This window comes from Bradyrhizobium sp. KB893862 SZCCT0404, assembly GCF_018130885.1.
GTDB classification, from domain to species: domain Bacteria; phylum Pseudomonadota; class Alphaproteobacteria; order Rhizobiales; family Xanthobacteraceae; genus Bradyrhizobium; species Bradyrhizobium stylosanthis.
This window is the reverse complement of record NZ_JAFCLT010000002.1, coordinates 530,757-548,023: the sequence shown is the minus strand read 5'-3', so window position 1 is coordinate 548,023 and position 17,267 is coordinate 530,757. Positions and strand designations below refer to the sequence as shown.

The window sequence follows — 17,267 nt, the reverse complement described above, 5'->3', positions numbered from 1 at the left end:
GTTCTTGCTTGCCGCGGAAACTAACGGCTGACCGATCGGTCGGTCAATAGGACTACGAGAGGATATTGCAAGCGGCCATGGTTGGTGTTATCAGCACGAAAAGCTGACCGATCGGTCAGGCGTCGCGATGCGACCACAAGCAAGACGAACAGAAACCAGGAGGAAGCCCATGTCAGGAGATATCGTCACCCTCGAAGTGTCCGACAACATTGCGCTGGTGACGCTGAACCGGCCTCCGGTGAACGCGCTCGATCGCGCCATGCGCGACCGCATCGTGGCGGTGTTCGACGAGATCTCCGAGCGCCAGGACGTCAGGGTCGCGATCCTGACCGGCGCCGGAAAGGTGTTCTGCAGCGGCGCGGATCTGAAGGACCGCCCGGACCCGACCAAGGTCGGCGCGTTTCACAGCCATAACCGCATCACGCGCGAGACAGGCAACTGCATTCGCGAATGTTCGAAGCCGGTGATTGCCGCGATCAACGGCGTCGCGCTCGGAGCAGGCGTCGGCCTGATGGCCTCCTGCGACATCTTCTACGCCTGCGAGGAAGCCGTGTTCGGCATGCCCGAGATCAATGTCGGGCTCGCCGGCGGCGCTGCGATGCTGAACACGTTGTTCGGCCGCTCCCTGATGCGCCGGATGTTCTTCACCGGCTATCGCGTGCCGGCCGCCGAGCTCTATCGTCTCGGCATCATCGAGGCCTGCACCACCAAGGAGAACCTGCTTCCCGAGGCGATGAAGCTTGCGCGCGAGATCGCCTCGAAGAGCCCGATCGCGATGGAATACGCCAAGAACGCGGCGAACATGGTCGAGCTGATGCCGCCGCGCGATGCCTACCGCTTCGAGCAGAACATCACGATGGCGTTGTCCAAGACCGAAGACGCCAAGGAGGCGCGCATGGCGTTCCTGGAGAAGCGCGCACCGGTGTTCAAGGGGCGCTGAGATGCGGCCGGGAGAAGGGCTCGATGCGCTGATGTCGCCGCGTTCGATCGCGGTCATCGGCGCCTCGCAGGAAGCGACCAAGATCGGCGGCCGGCCGGTCGATCTGCTGCGCCGGCACGGCTATGCGGGCCGGATCTATCCGGTCAACCCGAAGGCCGCGACGGTGCAGGGGCTCAAGGCCTATGCGTCCGTCACCGAGCTGCCGGAAGCGCCTGACCTCGCCATCATCGCGGTCGATGCGGAGCGCGCAGGCGAGGCCGTGGAGCAGTGCGCCGCCCGCGGCGTCCGCAGCGTCGTCGTGTTCTCGTCGGGCTTTGCCGAGCTCGGCGAGCAGGGCTGCGCGATGCAGGACCGGCTGCGCGTTGCCGCTCAGAAGAGCGGCATGCGCCTCCTGGGTCCGAACTGTCTCGGTGCGGTCAGCATCGCCGAGAAGAGCATCGCGACCTTTTCGATCGTGCTCGAGCACGGCATGCCGGCCGCGGGCTCGCTCGGCATCGTCTCGCAAAGCGGCAATCTCGGCAGCTACACCATGCGCCTCGCCAGCGAGCGCGGCGTCGGCGTCAGCCGCTTCATCACCACCGGCAACGAGTGCGACATCGATATCGCCGACGGCATTGCCTGGATGGCGCGCGATCCCGCGACGAAGGTCATTCTCTGTGCTCTCGAAACCTGTCGCGACGCCGGCCGGCTGATCACCGCGCTCGAAGAGGCGCGCGATGCGGGTAAGCCCGTCATCGCCATCAAGATCGGAACATCCGAGGCCGGGCAGGCTGCCGCCGCCTCGCACACCGGAGCGATGGCGGGGTCGGACGCCGTGTTCGACGCGCTGTTTGCCCGTTGCGGCGCGGTGCGCGTGCGCAGCCTCGACGAGCTGATCGATCTCGGCCACGCTGCATCGATCCTGCTGCCGGACCGGTTGCCGAAGGGGCCGGGCATTGCGATCCTCACCGCATCGGGCGGCTTTGGCGTGCTGCTCGCGGACGCCGCGCAGTCGGTCGGGCTGACATTGCCGGAGCTCGGCGCGGAGACGCAGCGAAAAATCCTCGAGCTCGTGCCGTTTGCATCGGCCCGAAACCCCGTCGACGCCACCGCGCAGATGTCGAGCCGTCCCGATCTCTTGGAGAAGATCATGACCGCCGTCGTGGCGGACGAGCGGACCGATACGGTGATCCTGCCGCTGCCGTTCTCGCTGCATCTGCCGCGCCTGCGTTCCATCTACATGGACACGCTGCGCAACATGCGTGCGCAGTTTCCCCACCGTCCGATCGTCCTGTGCGTCGACGGCCCGCCCGATGCGCTGACCGAGCTGCATGCCCTGGGCTTTCCGACCATCGCCAGCTTCGACGGCTGCTGCGCCACCGTCGCCGCGCTGGTGCGGTTGCACGCCGCGGCGCAGCGACCGCAGGACAGGCCGGCGGCCGTCGCGCAAGGGGCGCCGCTTTCGGCCGATGCCTTCCGCCACGAGCTCGGCGCCAAGCAGGCGCTTGCCGACGCAGGCGTGCCGGTGCTCGCCGAGCGTCTCGTGCAGGATGCGGACGCCGCCGCGCGTGCCGCCACCGAGATCGGCTATCCCGTGGTGCTGAAGATCGCCTCGCCCGATCTGCCGCACAAGACGGAGGTTGGCGGGGTGATCGTTGGCCTCGGCTCCGAAGCCGAAGTCCGCCGCGCCTATGCGCAGATGCGCGACCGCGTCGCCAGCAATGCCCCGAACGCTGCGATCGACGGCGTGATCGTGGCGCCGATGGCCAAGGGCGTCGCCGAGCTGATCCTCGGCAGCCGTATCGATCCCGTGTTCGGCCCGGTGGTGATGGTCGGTCTCGGCGGCATCTTTGCCGAGATCCTGCAGGACTCCGCCGTGCAGATGGCACCGGTCAGCGAGGCTCAGGCCATGGAGATGCTGACATCGCTCAAGGCGTTCGCCGTGCTCGACGGCGCGCGGGGGCGGCCGCGCGCCGACCTCGACGCCGCGGCCCGGGCCGTCGCCGCATTGTCTCGCTTCGCCGCCGCCAATGCCGGCACGGTTGCCGAGATCGATGTCAACCCGCTGCTGCTCCGCGCCAGGGGCGAGGGCGCCGTGGCGCTCGATGCGCTGCTGATCCCGCATGGCGCGCGGCCGGCCCAGGGCCACTGAAACCAACGACAAGAGGCCGCACAAGCGGACCCAGAGGAAACGCAAAGGAAGCAGGAGGATAGGATGATGAGATCGGTGATCGCGGCGCTCGGCATGATGGCCCTGCTGCTGACGAACGCGCCCCTGGCCGCGCAGGGCATCACGGGCGACGTGGTCAAAATCGGCATCATGAACGACCAGAACGGCCCCTATGCCGACAATTGCGGGCTTGGTTCGGTCGCGGCCGCCAAGCTCGCGATTGCCGATTTCGGCGGCATGGTTGCCGGCAAGAAGATCGAGCTCGTCATCGCCGACGACCAGAACAAGCCCGACGTCGGCGTCGCCATTGCCATGCGCTGGCTCGACAATGAGGGCGTCGATGCCATCGTCGGCTGCTCGGCCTCCTCGATCGCGCTGGCCGTGCAGGAGATCACGAAGAACCGCAGGAAGCCCTACATGCTGGCCGGCACGGCGGGCTCGTTCTTCACCAACGACAAATGCTCGCCGATGACCACGCAATGGGTGGTCGACACCTATGCGCAGCCCAAGGCCACGGTGAAGGCGCTGCTCGCACAGGGCGTCAACAGCTGGTTCTTCCTGACCGTCGACTATGCCTTCGGCAAGGCCTGGCAGTCGGATGCGACCAAGTTCATCGAAGCGGGCGGCGGCAAGGTGGTCGGCTCGGTGCTGCATCCCCTGAATGCGTCGGATCTGTCCTCGTTCCTGCTGACGGCGCAGGCCAGCGGCGCCAAGGCGATTGCGCTCGCCAATTCGGGCTCCGATTTCGCAAATTCGATCAAGCAGGCGCAGGAATTCGGCCTGACCAAGTCGCAGCTGCTCGTTCCGCTCGGCCTCATGATCAGCCAGACCCACGGGATTGGTCTGAAGGACCTCCAGAACGTGCGGCTGACGACGCCCTTCTACTGGGACATGACGCCGGAGAGCCGGGCCTTTGCCAAGCGCTTTGCCGACGCCACCAACGGCCAGCTCCTCAACGAAGGCAAGTCGGCCACCTACAGCGCCATCTCGCACTACCTGAAGGCGGTCGCTGCCGCCGGTTCCGACGATGGCGATGCCGTGATGCGGCAGATGAAGAACACGCCGGTCAATGATTTCGAGATGAAGAACGTCAGCATCCGCGCCGACGGCCAGGTGATGCGTCCGCTCTATGTCGCACGGATCAAGACCCCAGCGGAATCCAAATACACCTACGACTATTACGAGATCACCGGCACGATCGCGCCCGAGGATGCGTGGCGGCCGGCATCGGAGAGCGCCTGCGACCTCCTGAAGTCGCAGTGACGAACAGGCGGCGCGGCATGACGGCAAGTCTAGCGAAAGCGGGAAGCAGGCGATGAGTGTACTTCAGGCGGTATCGGCGCAATCCATCGTGAGCGAGAGCCTCGTGGGCGAGGCCTATCGCGATGCGATGCATCGCTGGCTAAATGCCAATCTGCCGGCCAGCTTCCGCAGCGACAGCGCCGCGTTCGCATCGCCGACGCTGCAGCAGTCGGTTGCCTGGGAGGCGGCGATGTACCGCGCCGGCCTCACCGGTATCACCTGGCCGCAGGCCTATGGCGGGCATGGCCGTTCCCTGCGCGAGCATCTCATCGCCAATCAGGAGATCGGCCGGCTCGCGATGCCGGAGAGCGTCAACTCGATCGGCAAGGAGCTTGCGGGCCCGATCATTCTCGCGGTCGGCACCGAGGAGCAGAAGCGGCGTTTCCTGCCGGCGATCCTCGAGATGCGCAACATCTGGTGCCAGGGCTTTTCCGAGCCCGAGGCCGGCTCCGATCTTGCGGGCCTGCGCACCCGCGCGACGCGCGACGGGGACGGTTGGCGGATCACCGGCCAGAAGATCTGGACCAGCGGCGCCTATCGCGCGCACCGCTGCCTGGTGCTCGCCCGCACCGGAGCGCTGGAGGACCGCCATCGCGGCCTCGCCATGTTCGCGGTGCCGCTCGATGCCAAGGGCGTGCGCGTGCGCACCATCAAGTCGATCGACGGCCGCGAGAGTTTTTGCGAGGTGTTCTTCGACGAGGTCGAGGTCGCCCAGGCTGACGCGATCGGCGCGCCCGACGAGGGTTGGGCCGCGGCTATCCGCGTGCTGGAGATCGAGCGCGCGACCAACCGCATGTACCGCGCCTGGCGCTTCGAGAACGAGCTGCGTCACCTGATTTCGGCCTGCAAGGCCGACACAGCGCTGTCGGCGATGGTGGCGGACCGGCACTACGCGGTCAGGCTCGGCGAGGTCGCCGTCGAGATCGAGGTGCTGAAGGCGCATGTCGAGACCGCCGTCGAGGCGCTCGCCAGGGGTGACAAGATCGGCGCGCGCGGCAGCCTCGCCAAGCTCTATTGGAGCGAAGCGCATCAGCGCTTTGCCGCGCTCGCGATCGAGTTGTTGTCGCAGGCCTCGCTGCCGCAGACCCAGGCGATCAAGGTGGCGCGGCGGCGGTTCGAAGCCATTTACCTGCAGGCGCGTGCCGAGACCATCTATGCTGGAACGACCGAGATCCAGCTCGGCATCATCGCCGACCGGATCCTCCAGCTCTCGCGAGGCAAATGATGGTCGCGGGCCTGCTGCACGATCGTCTCGTCGTGGTGACCGGCGCGGGCCAGGGGATCGGCCGTGCCATCGCGCTCGGTGTCGCCGCTGCCGGCGCGAAGGTGGTCGTAACCGATCTGCAGCAGGCGCGAGCCGATGCCGCGGCGCGCGAGATCAGGGATGGCGGCAGGGAGGCGGCCGCCTATGGCCTCGATGTGACGGATGCGCAAGCCTGTCGTGACGTGGCGAGCCGCGTGGACGAGGAGATCGGCCCCGCGGACGTCGTCGTCAACAATGCCGGCATCATCATCCGCGAGCCGATCGACAGCCCGCGCGCCCACGAGAACTGGCGCCAGGTGTTCGACGTCAATGTCAACGGCACCTTCAACGTCGTTCATGCCTTCATTCCCGCGCTACGCAAGTCGCGGGGATCCATCATCAACGTCGCGTCGGTCGCGGCCTTCGGCGGCATGAACGGTGCGCTCGGCTATTCGCCGTCCAAGGGCGCGGTCAGGCTGTTCACGCAGGCGCTTGCCCGCGATCTCGCGCCCGACGGCATCCGCGTCAATGCCGTCGCGCCCGGCATCATCGCGACCGAGATGAGCGAGAGCACGCGCGACAATCCGGCGAGGCTCTCCGGCCTGATGGCGCGGACGCCGATGAAGCGCGTGGGGCAGCCCGAGGAGATCGCGGGACCGGTGGTCTTTCTGGCGTCGGCGATGGCCTCCTACGTCAATGGCGTCATCCTGCCGGTCGACGGCGGTTATCTCGCCTAGTGAGCGATCGCAGGCGCAAGGCTTTTGGAGAGGACGATGATGAGCATGGCCGAAGGACTTCAGCCCGACGAGTTCGCGGCAACCGCGACACGCGCAGTGACCGCGTGTGCCGGCTTGAGCATACGCGAGCAGGCGAAAAACCTTGCCGGCGATGGCCTGCTCGGCGTCATCGCGGATGAGGATGTCGGTGGACTGGCGCTGCCGCTCGGTTTCGCGGTGCCGGTGATCGCCGCCGCCCATTCGGGATTGCTCGGCTTTCCGCTGCTTGAGACCATCCTCATCGGCCGGCTGCTGCAGTCGTCGCTGACGCGTCTTGCCGCCGCGATCGTGTCCGGCGAGAAGCTGGCGACGATCGCCTGGCAGGGCGAGGCTGCGGCCGAGCGGGACGGCGGCTTGCTGGTGCTGAACGGTGCGCTCGCGCGCGTACCGTGCGCGGCGTCGGCCGACCATCTTCTGGTGCGGATGAGCGGCGGTGCCGCGGCGCTGATTCCGGCCAATGCCAAGGGCGTCGTGATAGAGGACGCGGCGGGCCTCGATCTGACGGTGCCGGAACACGCGGTACGGCTGGAAGCGGTCGAGGTTCCCATCGGCTCCATTCTGCCGCCCGGCACCTGGGATCTGCTGAGCTCTGATGCCAATGTGCTGCGCGCCGCGGCCATCCTGGGATCGGCCGAAGCGTGCCTGGCGCTCGCGCAGGAGCATGCCTCGACGCGCCGCCAGTTCGGTCACGCCCTGTCCTACAACCAGGCCATCCGCCATGCACTGGCGCGCCAGAAGCTCGGCCTCGAGAGCATCCGTCATGCGATCACCCGCAGCCTGTCCGGGGACGGCGGGCCGGTGCAGCGCGATGCCGCGTTCCTGGCGGCCGCGACCTATGGCAGCTCGATCAGCGAAGGCGCGCTGCAGATCCATGGCGGCATGGGTTTCACGTGGGACGTGCCGGTGCATCGCCATCTGCGCCGCATCCGCACGCTGCAGGCACAGGGTGATGCCAGCGGCCTGATCGGCAGGTTCGGCCGCAATTACGTATCGGAAGTTGCTCCGTTTGCCGAGGCAGGAGCGTGAGGGAGACAGCCATGACCGAAACCAGGGATCAGACGCTCGCAGGCCGCGTCGCACTCGTCACCGGCGCCGGAAACGGTATCGGCCGCGCGACCGCGCTCAAGCTCGCCGCGCGCGGCGCCATCGTCGGCGTCAACGATTTGAAGCCGGAATTCGTCGACAGCACCGTGGAGGCGATCAAGGCGGCAGGCGGCAACGCCGTTGCCGTCACGCAGGACGTCGCCAGCCGCGACGGCATGCGGCAGGCCGTACTCGGACTGGCGGAGAGCCAGAGACGTTTCGACATCCTCGTCAACAATGCGGCGTGGGTGCGCTATCAATCCGTTCCGGACATCGCTCCGGAAACCATCGATCGCATGCTCAACATCGGTTTCAAGGCGATCATCTGGGGAATCCAGGCCGCCGCGGAGGTCATGGACGCGGAGCGTGGTGGCGCCATCGTCAATGTCGCTTCGGTCGCCGGCCTGATCTCGGCCAAGAACAGCATCGTCTACAGCGGCATCAAGGCCGGCGTCATGGGCATCACGCGGGCGGCCGCCGCCGAGCTCGGCGAACGCAACATCCGCGTCAATGCGGTGGCGCCCTCGGCGATCCCGACCGAAGGAACGATGCGCAACCGCAATGCCGAGCTCGACGCGCGCCGCGTCGCGCGGACGCCGCTCGGCCGGCTCGGCACGGTCGACGACATCGCCAAGGCGATCTGCTTCCTCGCCGGCGACGAGGCCGGCTTCATCTCGGCGCAGGTTCTCACCGTCGACGGCGGCATCACCCTGACCAACATTGCCTGACGGGACAAACGCGATGTCCGACCTGACGCCGGAACAGCAGGTGCTGAAGCAAGCCTATATCAAGGCGCGCGGCTATTGGCGGCCCTGGACCGAGGGGCTGCTGCGGTTCGATCCGGCGTTTCTGGAAGCTTACGGCAAATACGGCGGCTATTCCGCGGAGAACGGACCGCTGTCGGCCAAGATGCGCGAGCTGATCTACGTCGCGCTCGACGTATCGGCAACGCATCTGTTCCGCTCCGGCCTCGCGCTGCACCTTCGCCTCGCGCTGAAGGAGGGCGCCACGGCGCGGGAGATCGTCGACGTGTTTCGCCTCGCGACGATGCAGGGGCTGGACGGCTGCAACCTCGGCATCGGCATCCTTGCCGAGGAGCTGGCGAGCGCCGGTCTTCAGGCCGATCGTGCCGAGCTCACGAAAGAGCAGCACGCGTCGCGCGATGCCTACATCGCGCAATTCGGCGACTGGCCGGATTTCTGCGAGCAATGGCTGCGGTGCGATCCCGGTTATTTCGCCGTCCTGCTGGATCTCCTCGTCGACCGGCCCGGCGGCGACGGTCTCGACCGGCGCTCGCAATGCCTGATCTCGCTTGCGCTGAACGGCTGCTTCACCGCGCTCAACCCGCAAGGGCTGCGCGTGCAGATCAGGCGGGCCTTACGGCTCGGCATCGGCCAGCGGGACATCCGCCAGGTGCTGCAGATGACCGCGCATCTCGGCGTACACGCCTGCGCCCTCGGCGTGCCGGTTCTGATGGAGGCGCTCGGGGAGGGCTCCCCGAAGGATGAGGAGGGAGCACCGGAATGAAGGGATTGGCGATCCGCAATCACAGGGCCTTTGCCTCCGGCGCCCTGTTTCTCGCCTTTGCGATCTTCTTCTTCGTGACGGCGCTGCAATACCCCGCAGGCACGGCAGCGAAGATGGGGCCGGGCTATTTCCCGCGCCTGCTCGCGATCATCCTTGCGGCCATCGGACTTGTCGTGATGTTCGGCGCGATGACGCCGGCTGCGGGCCGCGAGGCGCTGCGCAAATGGGACTTCAAAGGTCTCGCCTGGATCACGGGATCCGTCATCCTGTTCGGTGCCCTCCTGTTTCCGCTCGGCCTGGTCGGCGCGCTGTTCGTCCTGATCATGGTGTCGAGCCGGGCCAGCCCCGAGTTCACCTGGGCGGGCGCGCTGGCCAATGCGGCGGTGCTCATCGTGCTGTGCCTTGCCGTCTTCGTCTATGGTCTCGGGCTGCCGTTGCCCGTCTGGCCGTCCCTTCTCAACTGAGCGAGCCGGTCGATGGATCTGTTCCACAATCTGGCGATCGGCTTTGCCACAGCAGCCCAGCCCGCCAATCTGTTCTACGCGTTTCTTGGCTGCCTGCTCGGCACCCTGATCGGCGTGCTTCCGGGCCTTGGCCCGCTCGCCACCATCGCGATGCTGCTGCCGATCACCTATGCGCTGCAGCCGGACGCCGCGCTGATCATGCTCGCCGGCATCTATTACGGCGCGCAATATGGCGGCTCGACCACGGCCATCGTGGTCAATCTGCCCGGCGAGTCCTCCTCCGTCGTAACCACGATCGACGGCTACCAGATGGCCAAGCAGGGCCGCGCCGGCGTCGCGCTCGCGACCGCCGCCATCGGCTCCTTCTTCGCCGGATGCGTCGCGACGCTTGCCCTTGCGGCTCTCGCGGGGCCGCTGACCGCAACCGCGCTTTTGTTCGGGCCGAAGGAGTTCTTCGCGCTGATGATCCTCGGCCTGATCCTCGCCTCGGTGCTGTCGAGCGGCCCCTTCATCGAGGGCATCGGCATGGTCGTGCTCGGCATGCTGCTGAGCCTCGTCGGCACCGACCTCAACAGCGGCAGCCAGCGTTTTGCCTTCGGCATCCCCCAGCTGTTCGACGGCCTCGATTTCGTGCCGCTGGCGATGGGCATCTTCGGCTTTGCGGAGATCGTCAAGAATCTCGAGCAGGACGACAAGCTGTCGCTGGTGACGCAGAAGATCACCAATCTGTTTCCGACCCGCGACGACGTCCGTCGCATGGTGCCGGCGATGCTGCGCGGTACGGCGCTAGGCACGCTGCTCGGCGTTCTGCCCGGCGGCGGAGCGGTACTGTCGTCCTTTGCGTCCTACACGCTGGAGAAGAAGCTGTCGCGGCATCCCGAGAAGTTCGGCAAGGGCGCGATCGAGGGCGTTGCGGGCCCGGAATCCGCCAACAATGCCGGCGCCCAGACCTCGTTCATTCCGCTGCTGACCCTGGGCGTGCCATCCAACGTCGTGATGGCGCTGATGGTCGGCGCCATGAACATCCACAACATCCATCCGGGCCCGGAGGTGATGACCAAGAACCCGACCCTGTTCTGGGGCCTGATCGCCTCGATGTGGGTCGGCAATCTGATGCTCTTGATCCTCAACCTTCCGCTGGTCGGCCTCTGGGTGAAGCTGCTCACCATTCCCTATCGCTATCTCTTCCCCGCGATCATGGTGTTCTGCTCGATCGGCGTCTATTCCATCAACAGCGGAACGTTCGAGGTCTATGAGGCCGCATTGTTCTGCGTGTTCGGCTACGTCCTGATCAAGCTGCAACTGCCGGCGGCGCCGCTGCTGCTGGGCCTGGTCCTGGGCCCGGCCATCGAGGAAAACTTCCGCCGCGCCATGGTGCTGTCGCGGGGCGATGCCACCGTGCTGCTGACCTCGCCGCTCTCGGCCAGCCTCCTGGCCGCGGCTGCCATCGCGATCATCCTGATCATGCTGCCGACGATCCGCGCGCGCCGCGAGGAGGCGCTCCAGGAATGAGGGACGTCGGAAGGCTCGTGCGGTGACCCATCAACCTGCCGCCTTCGAGGCCGTAACGGCGCCTGTGGCCGGTTTCGGGATAGAGAAGACGCGTCCCGCAACGGAAACGAAAGGGCCGCGCTTGCGCACGGCCCCGCCGATCCGTTCCGCTCGGTAGCCGTTCAGGCCGCGCTGGAAGCCTTCGCGTTGACGCCCTTGCGCAAGGCTACCGTGTTGAGCTTGGTGTTCGCGGCCTTCTCCTCGTTCAGATTGGTCGTGAGGAAGCGCACGATCTCGTCATGCCCAAGCTCCTCGGCCCAGGCGATCAGCGTGCCGTAGCGGCACATCTCGTAGTGCTCGACGGCCTGCGCGTTCGCGACGATCGCGGCGTCCAGCACGGCCTTGTCCTCGATCTCGCCCGCGGTCTCGTCGGCCTCCTTGATGATGCCGTCGATCGCCGGGCACTTCGTGCCGCCGGGCTCCTTGCCGAGCTTGGCGAATGCCTTCTCGAGCCGCTCGACCTGCTTGTTGGTCTCCTCGAGGTGGGTCTTCAGGCCGGTCACGAGGTCGCGGTTGGTCGCCTTGTCGATCATCTTCGGCAGCGCCTTCAGGATCTGCTGCTCCGCGTAATAGATGTCCTGCAGACCGTGGATGAGCAGGTCGTCCATCGATTTGATGTCCTTGGTGAACAGTCCCATATCGTCAATGTCTCCGTTGCCAAATAATGGGTTTGGAACGCGGGCATGCGCCCGCAGTTCCTATCCCTGGGGTATGAGAGTGAGGCTCGACATGGCGGACGAACGCTTTGCTTATCTGCTGGGGCAGGCTGCCATGGACGTCTGGGGTGATATGCCGCGCGACGTCCAGGAGGCGCTGTTCGAGACGGCGATGAAGGGGCATGCCTCGGAGCGGGAGGCGCTCGCGCGACTGCTGCACGATCGCCATCCGCGCACCGCGCATCCTGCCAAACCCGGTTGAGCGGGGTACGAGCGTCTCGATGATCGGGGCGTGCTGCGAGTGTTGACCATGGAGCCGATGGAAGCCGAATCCGTCACCGAGCTTCCCCGCGGCGGGCAATGGCAATACGAGCCGAAATGGGATGGTTTCCGTTGCCTGCTCGTTCGCGACGGCCGCGGTGTTCGCATGCAGTCGAAAGGTGGCCGCGACCTCGTCCGCTATTTTCCGGAGGTCGCTGCCGCCGCATCGGCTCTGTCCGCCGCGTCCTTCATGCTCGACGGGGAATTGGTCATCGAGCTCGACCAAGGCTACGCGTTCGACGCCTTGCTCCAGCGCATCCATCCGGCAGCCAGCCGGGTCAAGCGCCTTGCCCGGGAAACGCCCGCGCGCTTCATTGCCTTCGATCTGCTGCGATCGGCGGACGTGGACGTCGCAGCGCTGCCGCTGGCGAGGCGGCGGCCAGCGCTGGAAAAGTTCGCGCGACGCCATTTCAAGGGCAGCGAACTATTCGAGCTTTCGCCGGCGATCCGCAATTTTGCCGAGGCGAAACGGTGGCTCCAGCACATCGAGGACGGCCACGACGGCGTCGTGGCAAAGCGGCTGGACCTTGCCTATCGCAGCGGCACGCGCGACGGGATGCAGAAGATCAAGCTGCTGCGATCGGCCGATTGCGTGGTCGGCGGCTTCAGATATGGCGAGAAGAAGCAGGGCAGGCGCAAGGTGCTCGGCTCACTGCTGCTCGGACTCTACGACGAGGCAGGGCTGCTGCACCATGTCGGGTTCACCTCGGCGATCAAGGCGTCCGACAGGCCCGGCCTGACCGACAAGTTCGAGAAGATCATCAGCAAGAGCAGCTTCACCGGCAAGGCGCCGGGCGGGCCCAGCCGATGGTCGACCAGGCGATCCGCCGAATGGCAGCCGGTGCGTCCGGTTCATGTCGTCGAGGTCTGCTACGACCATGTCTCCGGCAACCGGTTTCGTCACGGCACCAGGATCCTGCGCTGGCGCCCCGACAAGAAGCCGTCGCAATGCCGCATGGATCAGCTCCGGCAGAAATCGGCCAACAGATAGCAGCGCGCGTCCGCCTGGAACGCGACCTCCCGGAACAACGTTGGAAGCATGAGCAACAAAGGGAGGAGACACATGACGGACTCGATGGAGGATCGCATCCGGACGCGCGCGCATCAGCTCTGGGAGCTGGCCGGCAGGCCGGAGGGGCGGGACGACGAGTTCTGGCGCGAAGCGGAACGGGAGCTGTCCGGCGATCCCACCATCAACGCCGACGAGGCATCGGACAAATTCACGGAATAGCGCGATCCGCGCGCAGTCGCCGCTCCTGCCTCGTTAGGAACGGGCGGGGTCTTTCGCGATTAGATCGGCACATCGCAAGATGGCGGACCCGGCTCCGCCAAACCCCAGCCGGTGAAAGCGAGGAAGGAGATTGTCATGCTTGGAAAATCAATGCTGGCCGGCGTCCTGCTGGCGCTCAGCTCGACCATTGCACTCGCCGGCCCCTGCAACACGGCCGATCGCGATGCGGGCTCCGGACCGGTGACGACAGGGAAGGCAGGTGAAACGACGGGCGTTGCATCATCGAATGCCAAGGAGCATCCGCCGACCTCGGCGATGAACAAAGCGACCGAGAGCACCGCCACCTCGTCGCAGGACGCCCAGCGTCAGATGCAAAGCCAGCCGACGGCTGCCGAACAATCGTCATCGTCCAAGACTGCCGCGGCCGACGACAAGGGCTGCTGACGCGCAGCTCGTCTTTCTCCAATGAAGAGGGGCGCCCCGTAACCGGAGGCGCCCCAATAGCAAGTCAAGTGCGAGCAAGTCGGTCTTGATCGCCGTCGTTCAAGGCATGGACGACGGCGTCTCGGCCGGGTAGCTCGACCAGCGGTTCGAATGTGTCATCCAGGAGGAGAGTGGCCGGCCATCTCTGTGCCGACCGCCTGCCGCGGCGCCCGCCCATGCGGCGACGGCTCCGAACAGCAACGCAGCGGCGGCCGAGAAAGCGAGGATGATGCTCGCCGCGCGCGCCTTGGAGATGGCGCTCTTGGCGTTCCCGATCGTCGCATCGACTCGCTTCTCCGCGTCCGGACCGGTGAGGCCGGTCAGCGCGGTGACCTGCTGGACAAGATAGGTCCGATCCTCAGGCGCGACCCCGTTGTGGCTCGATGACGTCATCAGCACGCGCGCAGCTTCGGCTCTTTCGGCGCTCAGATCGACGTTCGGCGGCCGACGCGGCGCGCGGAACAGATGATCGAGCTCGAAGCTCAGAACCGAGGGTTCAGACGAGGACGGCGGGTGCATCGTCGATGATGGCTTGCTCGCGGCCCATGCAACCAATGCCGTCAAAACCGCGCCGATCAGGACAGCGAGCGCCCAGGAGGCGACACCGTGCATCCCGTCGCGGGTTGCGACGTCCTCGTTGAGCGACGTGTAGGGCGCCCGGACACGTCCGGCAAAATAGCCGCCGCAACCAAAGCTGACGAGAGCCTGAAAGATCAGATAGATGCCCGAGAGCAGCCAAAGCGCAAACGATGTGTCTCGCCATGTCGGGGCAGCAGAGGCGACACCGAGTCCGAGTGAAGCTGCGAACGAAATCAGGATCAGCGAAAGAGCCGACGCTGCCAAGGCGCCGGCAATGATCGGCGTCCACTGCAGGCCCCAGGGCGGCACCCGCCCTTGCTCCCGCAGCGTCGCGTTTTCGGCCGTAACAAGCGTTTCCATCATCGTCACCGCAAGCCGAACAGCGACAGGATGAACATGACGATCACGATCAAGCCGACGAGATAGATGATCCCATCCATGGGAATTCCTCCGAATTTGTGCCCTGACAATTCGGTGTGCTCCCGGGGGTTCCTAATCAAAGGAACGAGGGCGATCGAAGATCGCCCGCCGTTTTCGCGGGGGAGCCGGCTTCGAGCTGGTTCCCCGCAGCCTGGTCCTAGCTAGGGCCAGACGATCGGCGTGAACTTCACCCCGCGCAGGGCAAGTTCGGCCTGCAGGCCCTTTGCCCGGTGCTCGGTGGCTTTGCCAACCAGACGGTATCTGCCGCCAAGTGCCCTGTCGGCTTCGACTTGTTGTCGAATGCCCTCATAGAGCCGCAACAGGCTGGAGTCGCTGAGATGATCGAAGCTGGACGTCATTGAAAAAGGGACTCGGACGCGCAATGCCGGCACGAGGTCCCGATATGGATGCGCGCCATCTCCTCGTCCCCGCCGGCAAAAGCTCTGGCTGTGCCAACGAAGCAGTCTGCCGCATGTTCCTGGAGCCCCCGGTGCCCCCGCGAAAGCGGCCGCGGGCCGCCCGAAAGGCCCTGCCCGAGGTGAGGAATCACCGCTATGAAAGCGCGACGAACGATGCGGGGCATCCGGCCATCGCCTCTGTTGAGACTGGAGTACTGCGATGACGCAAGCCGAGACCCGATTTCCGCTCGATGGCCGAACCCGGAAGATGTTCGTCGACGGTGCCTGGGTGGAGGCGCGTTCGGGGCAGGTCTTCGAGACGCGCAATCCCGCGACCGGCGAGATCATCGGCCGTGTCCCGCGCGGCGAGGCGGCCGACATCAACGTTGCGGTCGCGGCGGCCCGCCGGGCCTTTGCGGGGCCATGGAGCCGCTTCAAGCCGTTCGAGCGGCAGGCGCTGCTGCTGCGGATCGCCGACCTGTTCGAGAAGCACTGGGAAGAGATCAGCCAATCCGATACGGCCGATATGGGAATGCCGATCGCGCGGACGCGGGCGAACAAGCTTCGCGTGATCGGCATGCTCAGATACTACGCCGGCATGGCCACCGCGCTCCACGGCCACACCATCGACAATTCGCTTCCCGGCGACATCGTCTCGTTCACGCGCAAGGAGCCCATCGGCGTGGTGGGCGCCATCATCCCGTGGAATGCGCCGACGGCCGCATCGGTCTGGAAGATCGGACCCGCGCTCGCCACCGGATGCACGATCGTGCTGAAGCCGTCCGAAGAGGCGCCGCTGACGCCGCTGCTGATCGCGGATCTGATGAACGAGGCCGGCGTGCCGCCCGGCGTCGTCAACGTGGTGACGGGAACGGGGACGGAGGCCGGCGCGCCGCTTGCCGAACATCCCGGCGTCGACAAGATCGTCTTCACCGGCTCGACCGCGACCGGCCAGGCGATCATCCGCGCTTCGGCCGGCAACCTCAAGCGCGTGTCTCTCGAGCTCGGCGGGAAGTCGCCGGTCATCGTCTGCGCCGACGCGGATCTCGACAAGGCCGTGCCGATCGCCGCGATGGCCGCATTCGCCAATTCGGGCCAGATCTGCATCGCCGGCTCGCGGCTGTTCGTGGAGCGGGCCATTCATGACGAACTGGTCGAGCGGCTCGGGAAGTTTGCCGCAGCCCTGAAGATCGGCGACGGCGCGGATCCCGCGACGGAGATCGGGCCTCTCGTGTCCCAGCGCCAGCTCGACAAGGTCGAGGGCTTCCTGCAAAGCGGGCGCGCGGAGGGAGCGAAAGTCGTCGCCGGCGGCCGGCGCATCAGGGAAGGCAATCTCGCCAAGGGCAATTTCGTCGAGCCCACAGTGTTCGCCGGCGTCTCCGACGACATGCAGATCGCCCGCGACGAGATCTTCGGCCCGGTCATTTCCGCGCTGCCGTTCGACAACCTCGACGAAGCCGTGGAACGGGCCAACGCGACGCCGTACGGGCTCGCCGCGGGTGTCTTCACGCGCGACGTGAGCAAGGCCCACATCATCTCGCGCAGCTTGCGCGCGGGATCGGTGTGGGTGAACACCTATCATGCGCTGGATCCCGCCATGCCGTTCGGCGGCTACAAGATGAGCGGATATGGCCGCGAGGGCGGCACCGAGCACCTCGACGAATATCTGCAAACCAAGGGCGTCTGGATCAAGCTGGATTGACCCGGGACTCGCCGAGCGAGCCCGGGCTGGGTGTCCGCTATTGCCGCGCGGCGGTGGCGGTCATCTCGAGCCTGACGCCCGGGCCGAGGTCGGCCACGCCGATGGCGGCGCGCGCCGGCAGATGAGCTGCCGCGAAGTGCGCCTTCCAGGCGGCATTGAACGCGGCCTTCTCCTTCAGGTCGGTCATGAAGATCGTCACCTGCAGGACCCTGGAGATGTCGGACCCTTGCGACTTCAGCAGCTGCGCGAGCTGCTTGAGGACGTCGTTGGCCTGGCCCGCCATGTCGAGGCTGGTGTCCTCGGGGACGATCCCGCCGATGTAGAGCACACCATTATGCTCGACCACCTCGTGGAGCAGTCCTTCGTAGGGCAAGACGCGATTTATCATGATGAGACCGATGCTGCTGTGGAACGGGCGGCATATCGCACATTTCCATGCCGC

The 17,267-nt window shown here is 66.2% G+C and carries 19 protein-coding genes; 15 read left to right on the top strand and 4 right to left on the bottom strand.

The window, feature by feature from the left end; all coding sequences use genetic code 11:
* The first annotated feature begins 169 nt into the window (after window positions 1-169).
* The 10 genes from JQ617_RS11395 to JQ617_RS11350 all read left to right on the top strand — a co-directional run bounded on the left by JQ617_RS11395 (window position 170) and on the right by JQ617_RS11350 (window position 10,996).
* Window positions 170-940 (top strand): enoyl-CoA hydratase/isomerase family protein, encoded by a 771-nt coding sequence (locus tag JQ617_RS11395; protein WP_145662035.1) that lies wholly within the window; start codon window positions 170-172, stop codon window positions 938-940.
* A gap of 1 nt (window position 941) precedes the next feature.
* On the top strand, window positions 942-3,071 hold the full coding sequence (locus tag JQ617_RS11390; RefSeq protein WP_212026393.1) for an acetate--CoA ligase family protein: 2,130 nt from the start codon (window positions 942-944) through the stop codon (window positions 3,069-3,071).
* A 63-nt stretch (window positions 3,072-3,134) separates the two neighbouring features.
* Complete coding sequence (locus JQ617_RS11385) at window positions 3,135-4,352, top strand: ABC transporter substrate-binding protein (RefSeq protein ID WP_212026392.1); 1,218 nt, start codon at window positions 3,135-3,137, stop codon at window positions 4,350-4,352.
* A 52-nt stretch (window positions 4,353-4,404) separates the two neighbouring features.
* Window positions 4,405-5,616 carry an acyl-CoA dehydrogenase gene (locus JQ617_RS11380; RefSeq protein WP_212026391.1) on the top strand — a complete coding sequence of 404 codons (1,212 nt, stop codon included), beginning with the start codon at window positions 4,405-4,407 and terminating at the stop codon, window positions 5,614-5,616.
* Window positions 5,613-6,371, top strand: coding sequence for an SDR family NAD(P)-dependent oxidoreductase (locus tag JQ617_RS11375; protein ID WP_212026390.1), 759 nt, complete (start codon window positions 5,613-5,615; stop codon window positions 6,369-6,371). Before JQ617_RS11380 ends, JQ617_RS11375 begins: the two co-directional genes overlap by 4 nt.
* A gap of 36 nt (window positions 6,372-6,407) precedes the next feature.
* Window positions 6,408-7,436, top strand: a complete 1,029-nt coding sequence (locus JQ617_RS11370; protein WP_212026389.1) for an acyl-CoA dehydrogenase family protein — start codon at window positions 6,408-6,410, stop codon at window positions 7,434-7,436.
* A gap of 11 nt (window positions 7,437-7,447) precedes the next feature.
* Entirely contained in the window at window positions 7,448-8,221 is a 774-nt protein-coding gene (locus JQ617_RS11365; RefSeq protein ID WP_212026388.1) for an SDR family NAD(P)-dependent oxidoreductase, read from the top strand.
* A 13-nt stretch (window positions 8,222-8,234) separates the two neighbouring features.
* Complete coding sequence (locus JQ617_RS11360) at window positions 8,235-9,020, top strand: carboxymuconolactone decarboxylase family protein (RefSeq protein WP_212026387.1); 786 nt, start codon at window positions 8,235-8,237, stop codon at window positions 9,018-9,020.
* Entirely contained in the window at window positions 9,017-9,484 is a 468-nt protein-coding gene (locus JQ617_RS11355) for a tripartite tricarboxylate transporter TctB family protein (RefSeq protein ID WP_212026386.1), read from the top strand. The genes JQ617_RS11360 and JQ617_RS11355 overlap by 4 nt, the downstream gene beginning before the upstream one ends.
* Before the next feature lie 12 nt (window positions 9,485-9,496).
* Window positions 9,497-10,996 (top strand): tripartite tricarboxylate transporter permease, encoded by a 1,500-nt coding sequence (locus JQ617_RS11350; protein WP_212026385.1) that lies wholly within the window; start codon window positions 9,497-9,499, stop codon window positions 10,994-10,996.
* Between the two features lie 161 nt (window positions 10,997-11,157).
* Here the strand turns inward: JQ617_RS11350 and JQ617_RS11345 are convergent, their stop codons facing one another.
* Window positions 11,158-11,673, bottom strand: a complete 516-nt coding sequence (locus tag JQ617_RS11345; RefSeq protein ID WP_212026384.1) for a YciE/YciF ferroxidase family protein — start codon at window positions 11,671-11,673, stop codon at window positions 11,158-11,160.
* 91 nt (window positions 11,674-11,764) lie between these two features.
* Here JQ617_RS11345 and JQ617_RS11340 point away from each other — a divergent pair, with 91 nt between their 5' ends.
* The 4 genes from JQ617_RS11340 to JQ617_RS11325 all read left to right on the top strand — a co-directional run bounded on the left by JQ617_RS11340 (window position 11,765) and on the right by JQ617_RS11325 (window position 13,687).
* Window positions 11,765-11,953 carry a hypothetical protein gene (locus tag JQ617_RS11340; protein ID WP_212026383.1) on the top strand — a complete coding sequence of 63 codons (189 nt, stop codon included), beginning with the start codon at window positions 11,765-11,767 and terminating at the stop codon, window positions 11,951-11,953.
* A 57-nt stretch (window positions 11,954-12,010) separates the two neighbouring features.
* The gene (locus JQ617_RS11335; RefSeq protein ID WP_212026809.1) at window positions 12,011-13,003 is read left to right on the top strand and encodes an ATP-dependent DNA ligase; all 993 of its coding nucleotides are present in this window, start codon (window positions 12,011-12,013) and stop codon (window positions 13,001-13,003) included.
* Between the two features lie 72 nt (window positions 13,004-13,075).
* A complete protein-coding gene (locus JQ617_RS11330) occupies window positions 13,076-13,243 on the top strand; it encodes a DUF2934 domain-containing protein (protein WP_212026382.1) in 168 nt (55 codons plus the stop codon).
* 135 nt (window positions 13,244-13,378) lie between these two features.
* Entirely contained in the window at window positions 13,379-13,687 is a 309-nt protein-coding gene (locus JQ617_RS11325; RefSeq protein ID WP_212026381.1) for a hypothetical protein, read from the top strand.
* A gap of 99 nt (window positions 13,688-13,786) precedes the next feature.
* Here JQ617_RS11325 and JQ617_RS11320 read toward each other — a convergent pair whose 3' ends face one another.
* Both JQ617_RS11320 and JQ617_RS11315 read right to left on the bottom strand, forming a co-directional pair.
* Window positions 13,787-14,665 carry a hypothetical protein gene (locus JQ617_RS11320; RefSeq protein WP_212026808.1) on the bottom strand — a complete coding sequence of 293 codons (879 nt, stop codon included), beginning with the start codon at window positions 14,663-14,665 and terminating at the stop codon, window positions 13,787-13,789.
* Window positions 14,666-14,886: 221 nt separating this feature from the next.
* The gene (locus JQ617_RS11315) at window positions 14,887-15,084 is read right to left on the bottom strand and encodes a hypothetical protein (protein WP_212026831.1); all 198 of its coding nucleotides are present in this window, start codon (window positions 15,082-15,084) and stop codon (window positions 14,887-14,889) included.
* A gap of 259 nt (window positions 15,085-15,343) precedes the next feature.
* Here JQ617_RS11315 and JQ617_RS11310 point away from each other — a divergent pair, with 259 nt between their 5' ends.
* Window positions 15,344-16,825, top strand: a complete 1,482-nt coding sequence (locus tag JQ617_RS11310; RefSeq protein WP_212026380.1) for an aldehyde dehydrogenase family protein — start codon at window positions 15,344-15,346, stop codon at window positions 16,823-16,825.
* Between the two features lie 37 nt (window positions 16,826-16,862).
* On the opposite strand, the gene JQ617_RS11305 is transcribed toward JQ617_RS11310, so the two are convergent.
* Window positions 16,863-17,213: a Rid family hydrolase gene (locus tag JQ617_RS11305; protein WP_145662002.1), complete on the bottom strand. Its 351-nt coding sequence runs from the start codon at window positions 17,211-17,213 to the stop codon at window positions 16,863-16,865.
* Between the last annotated feature and the right edge of the window lie 54 nt (window positions 17,214-17,267).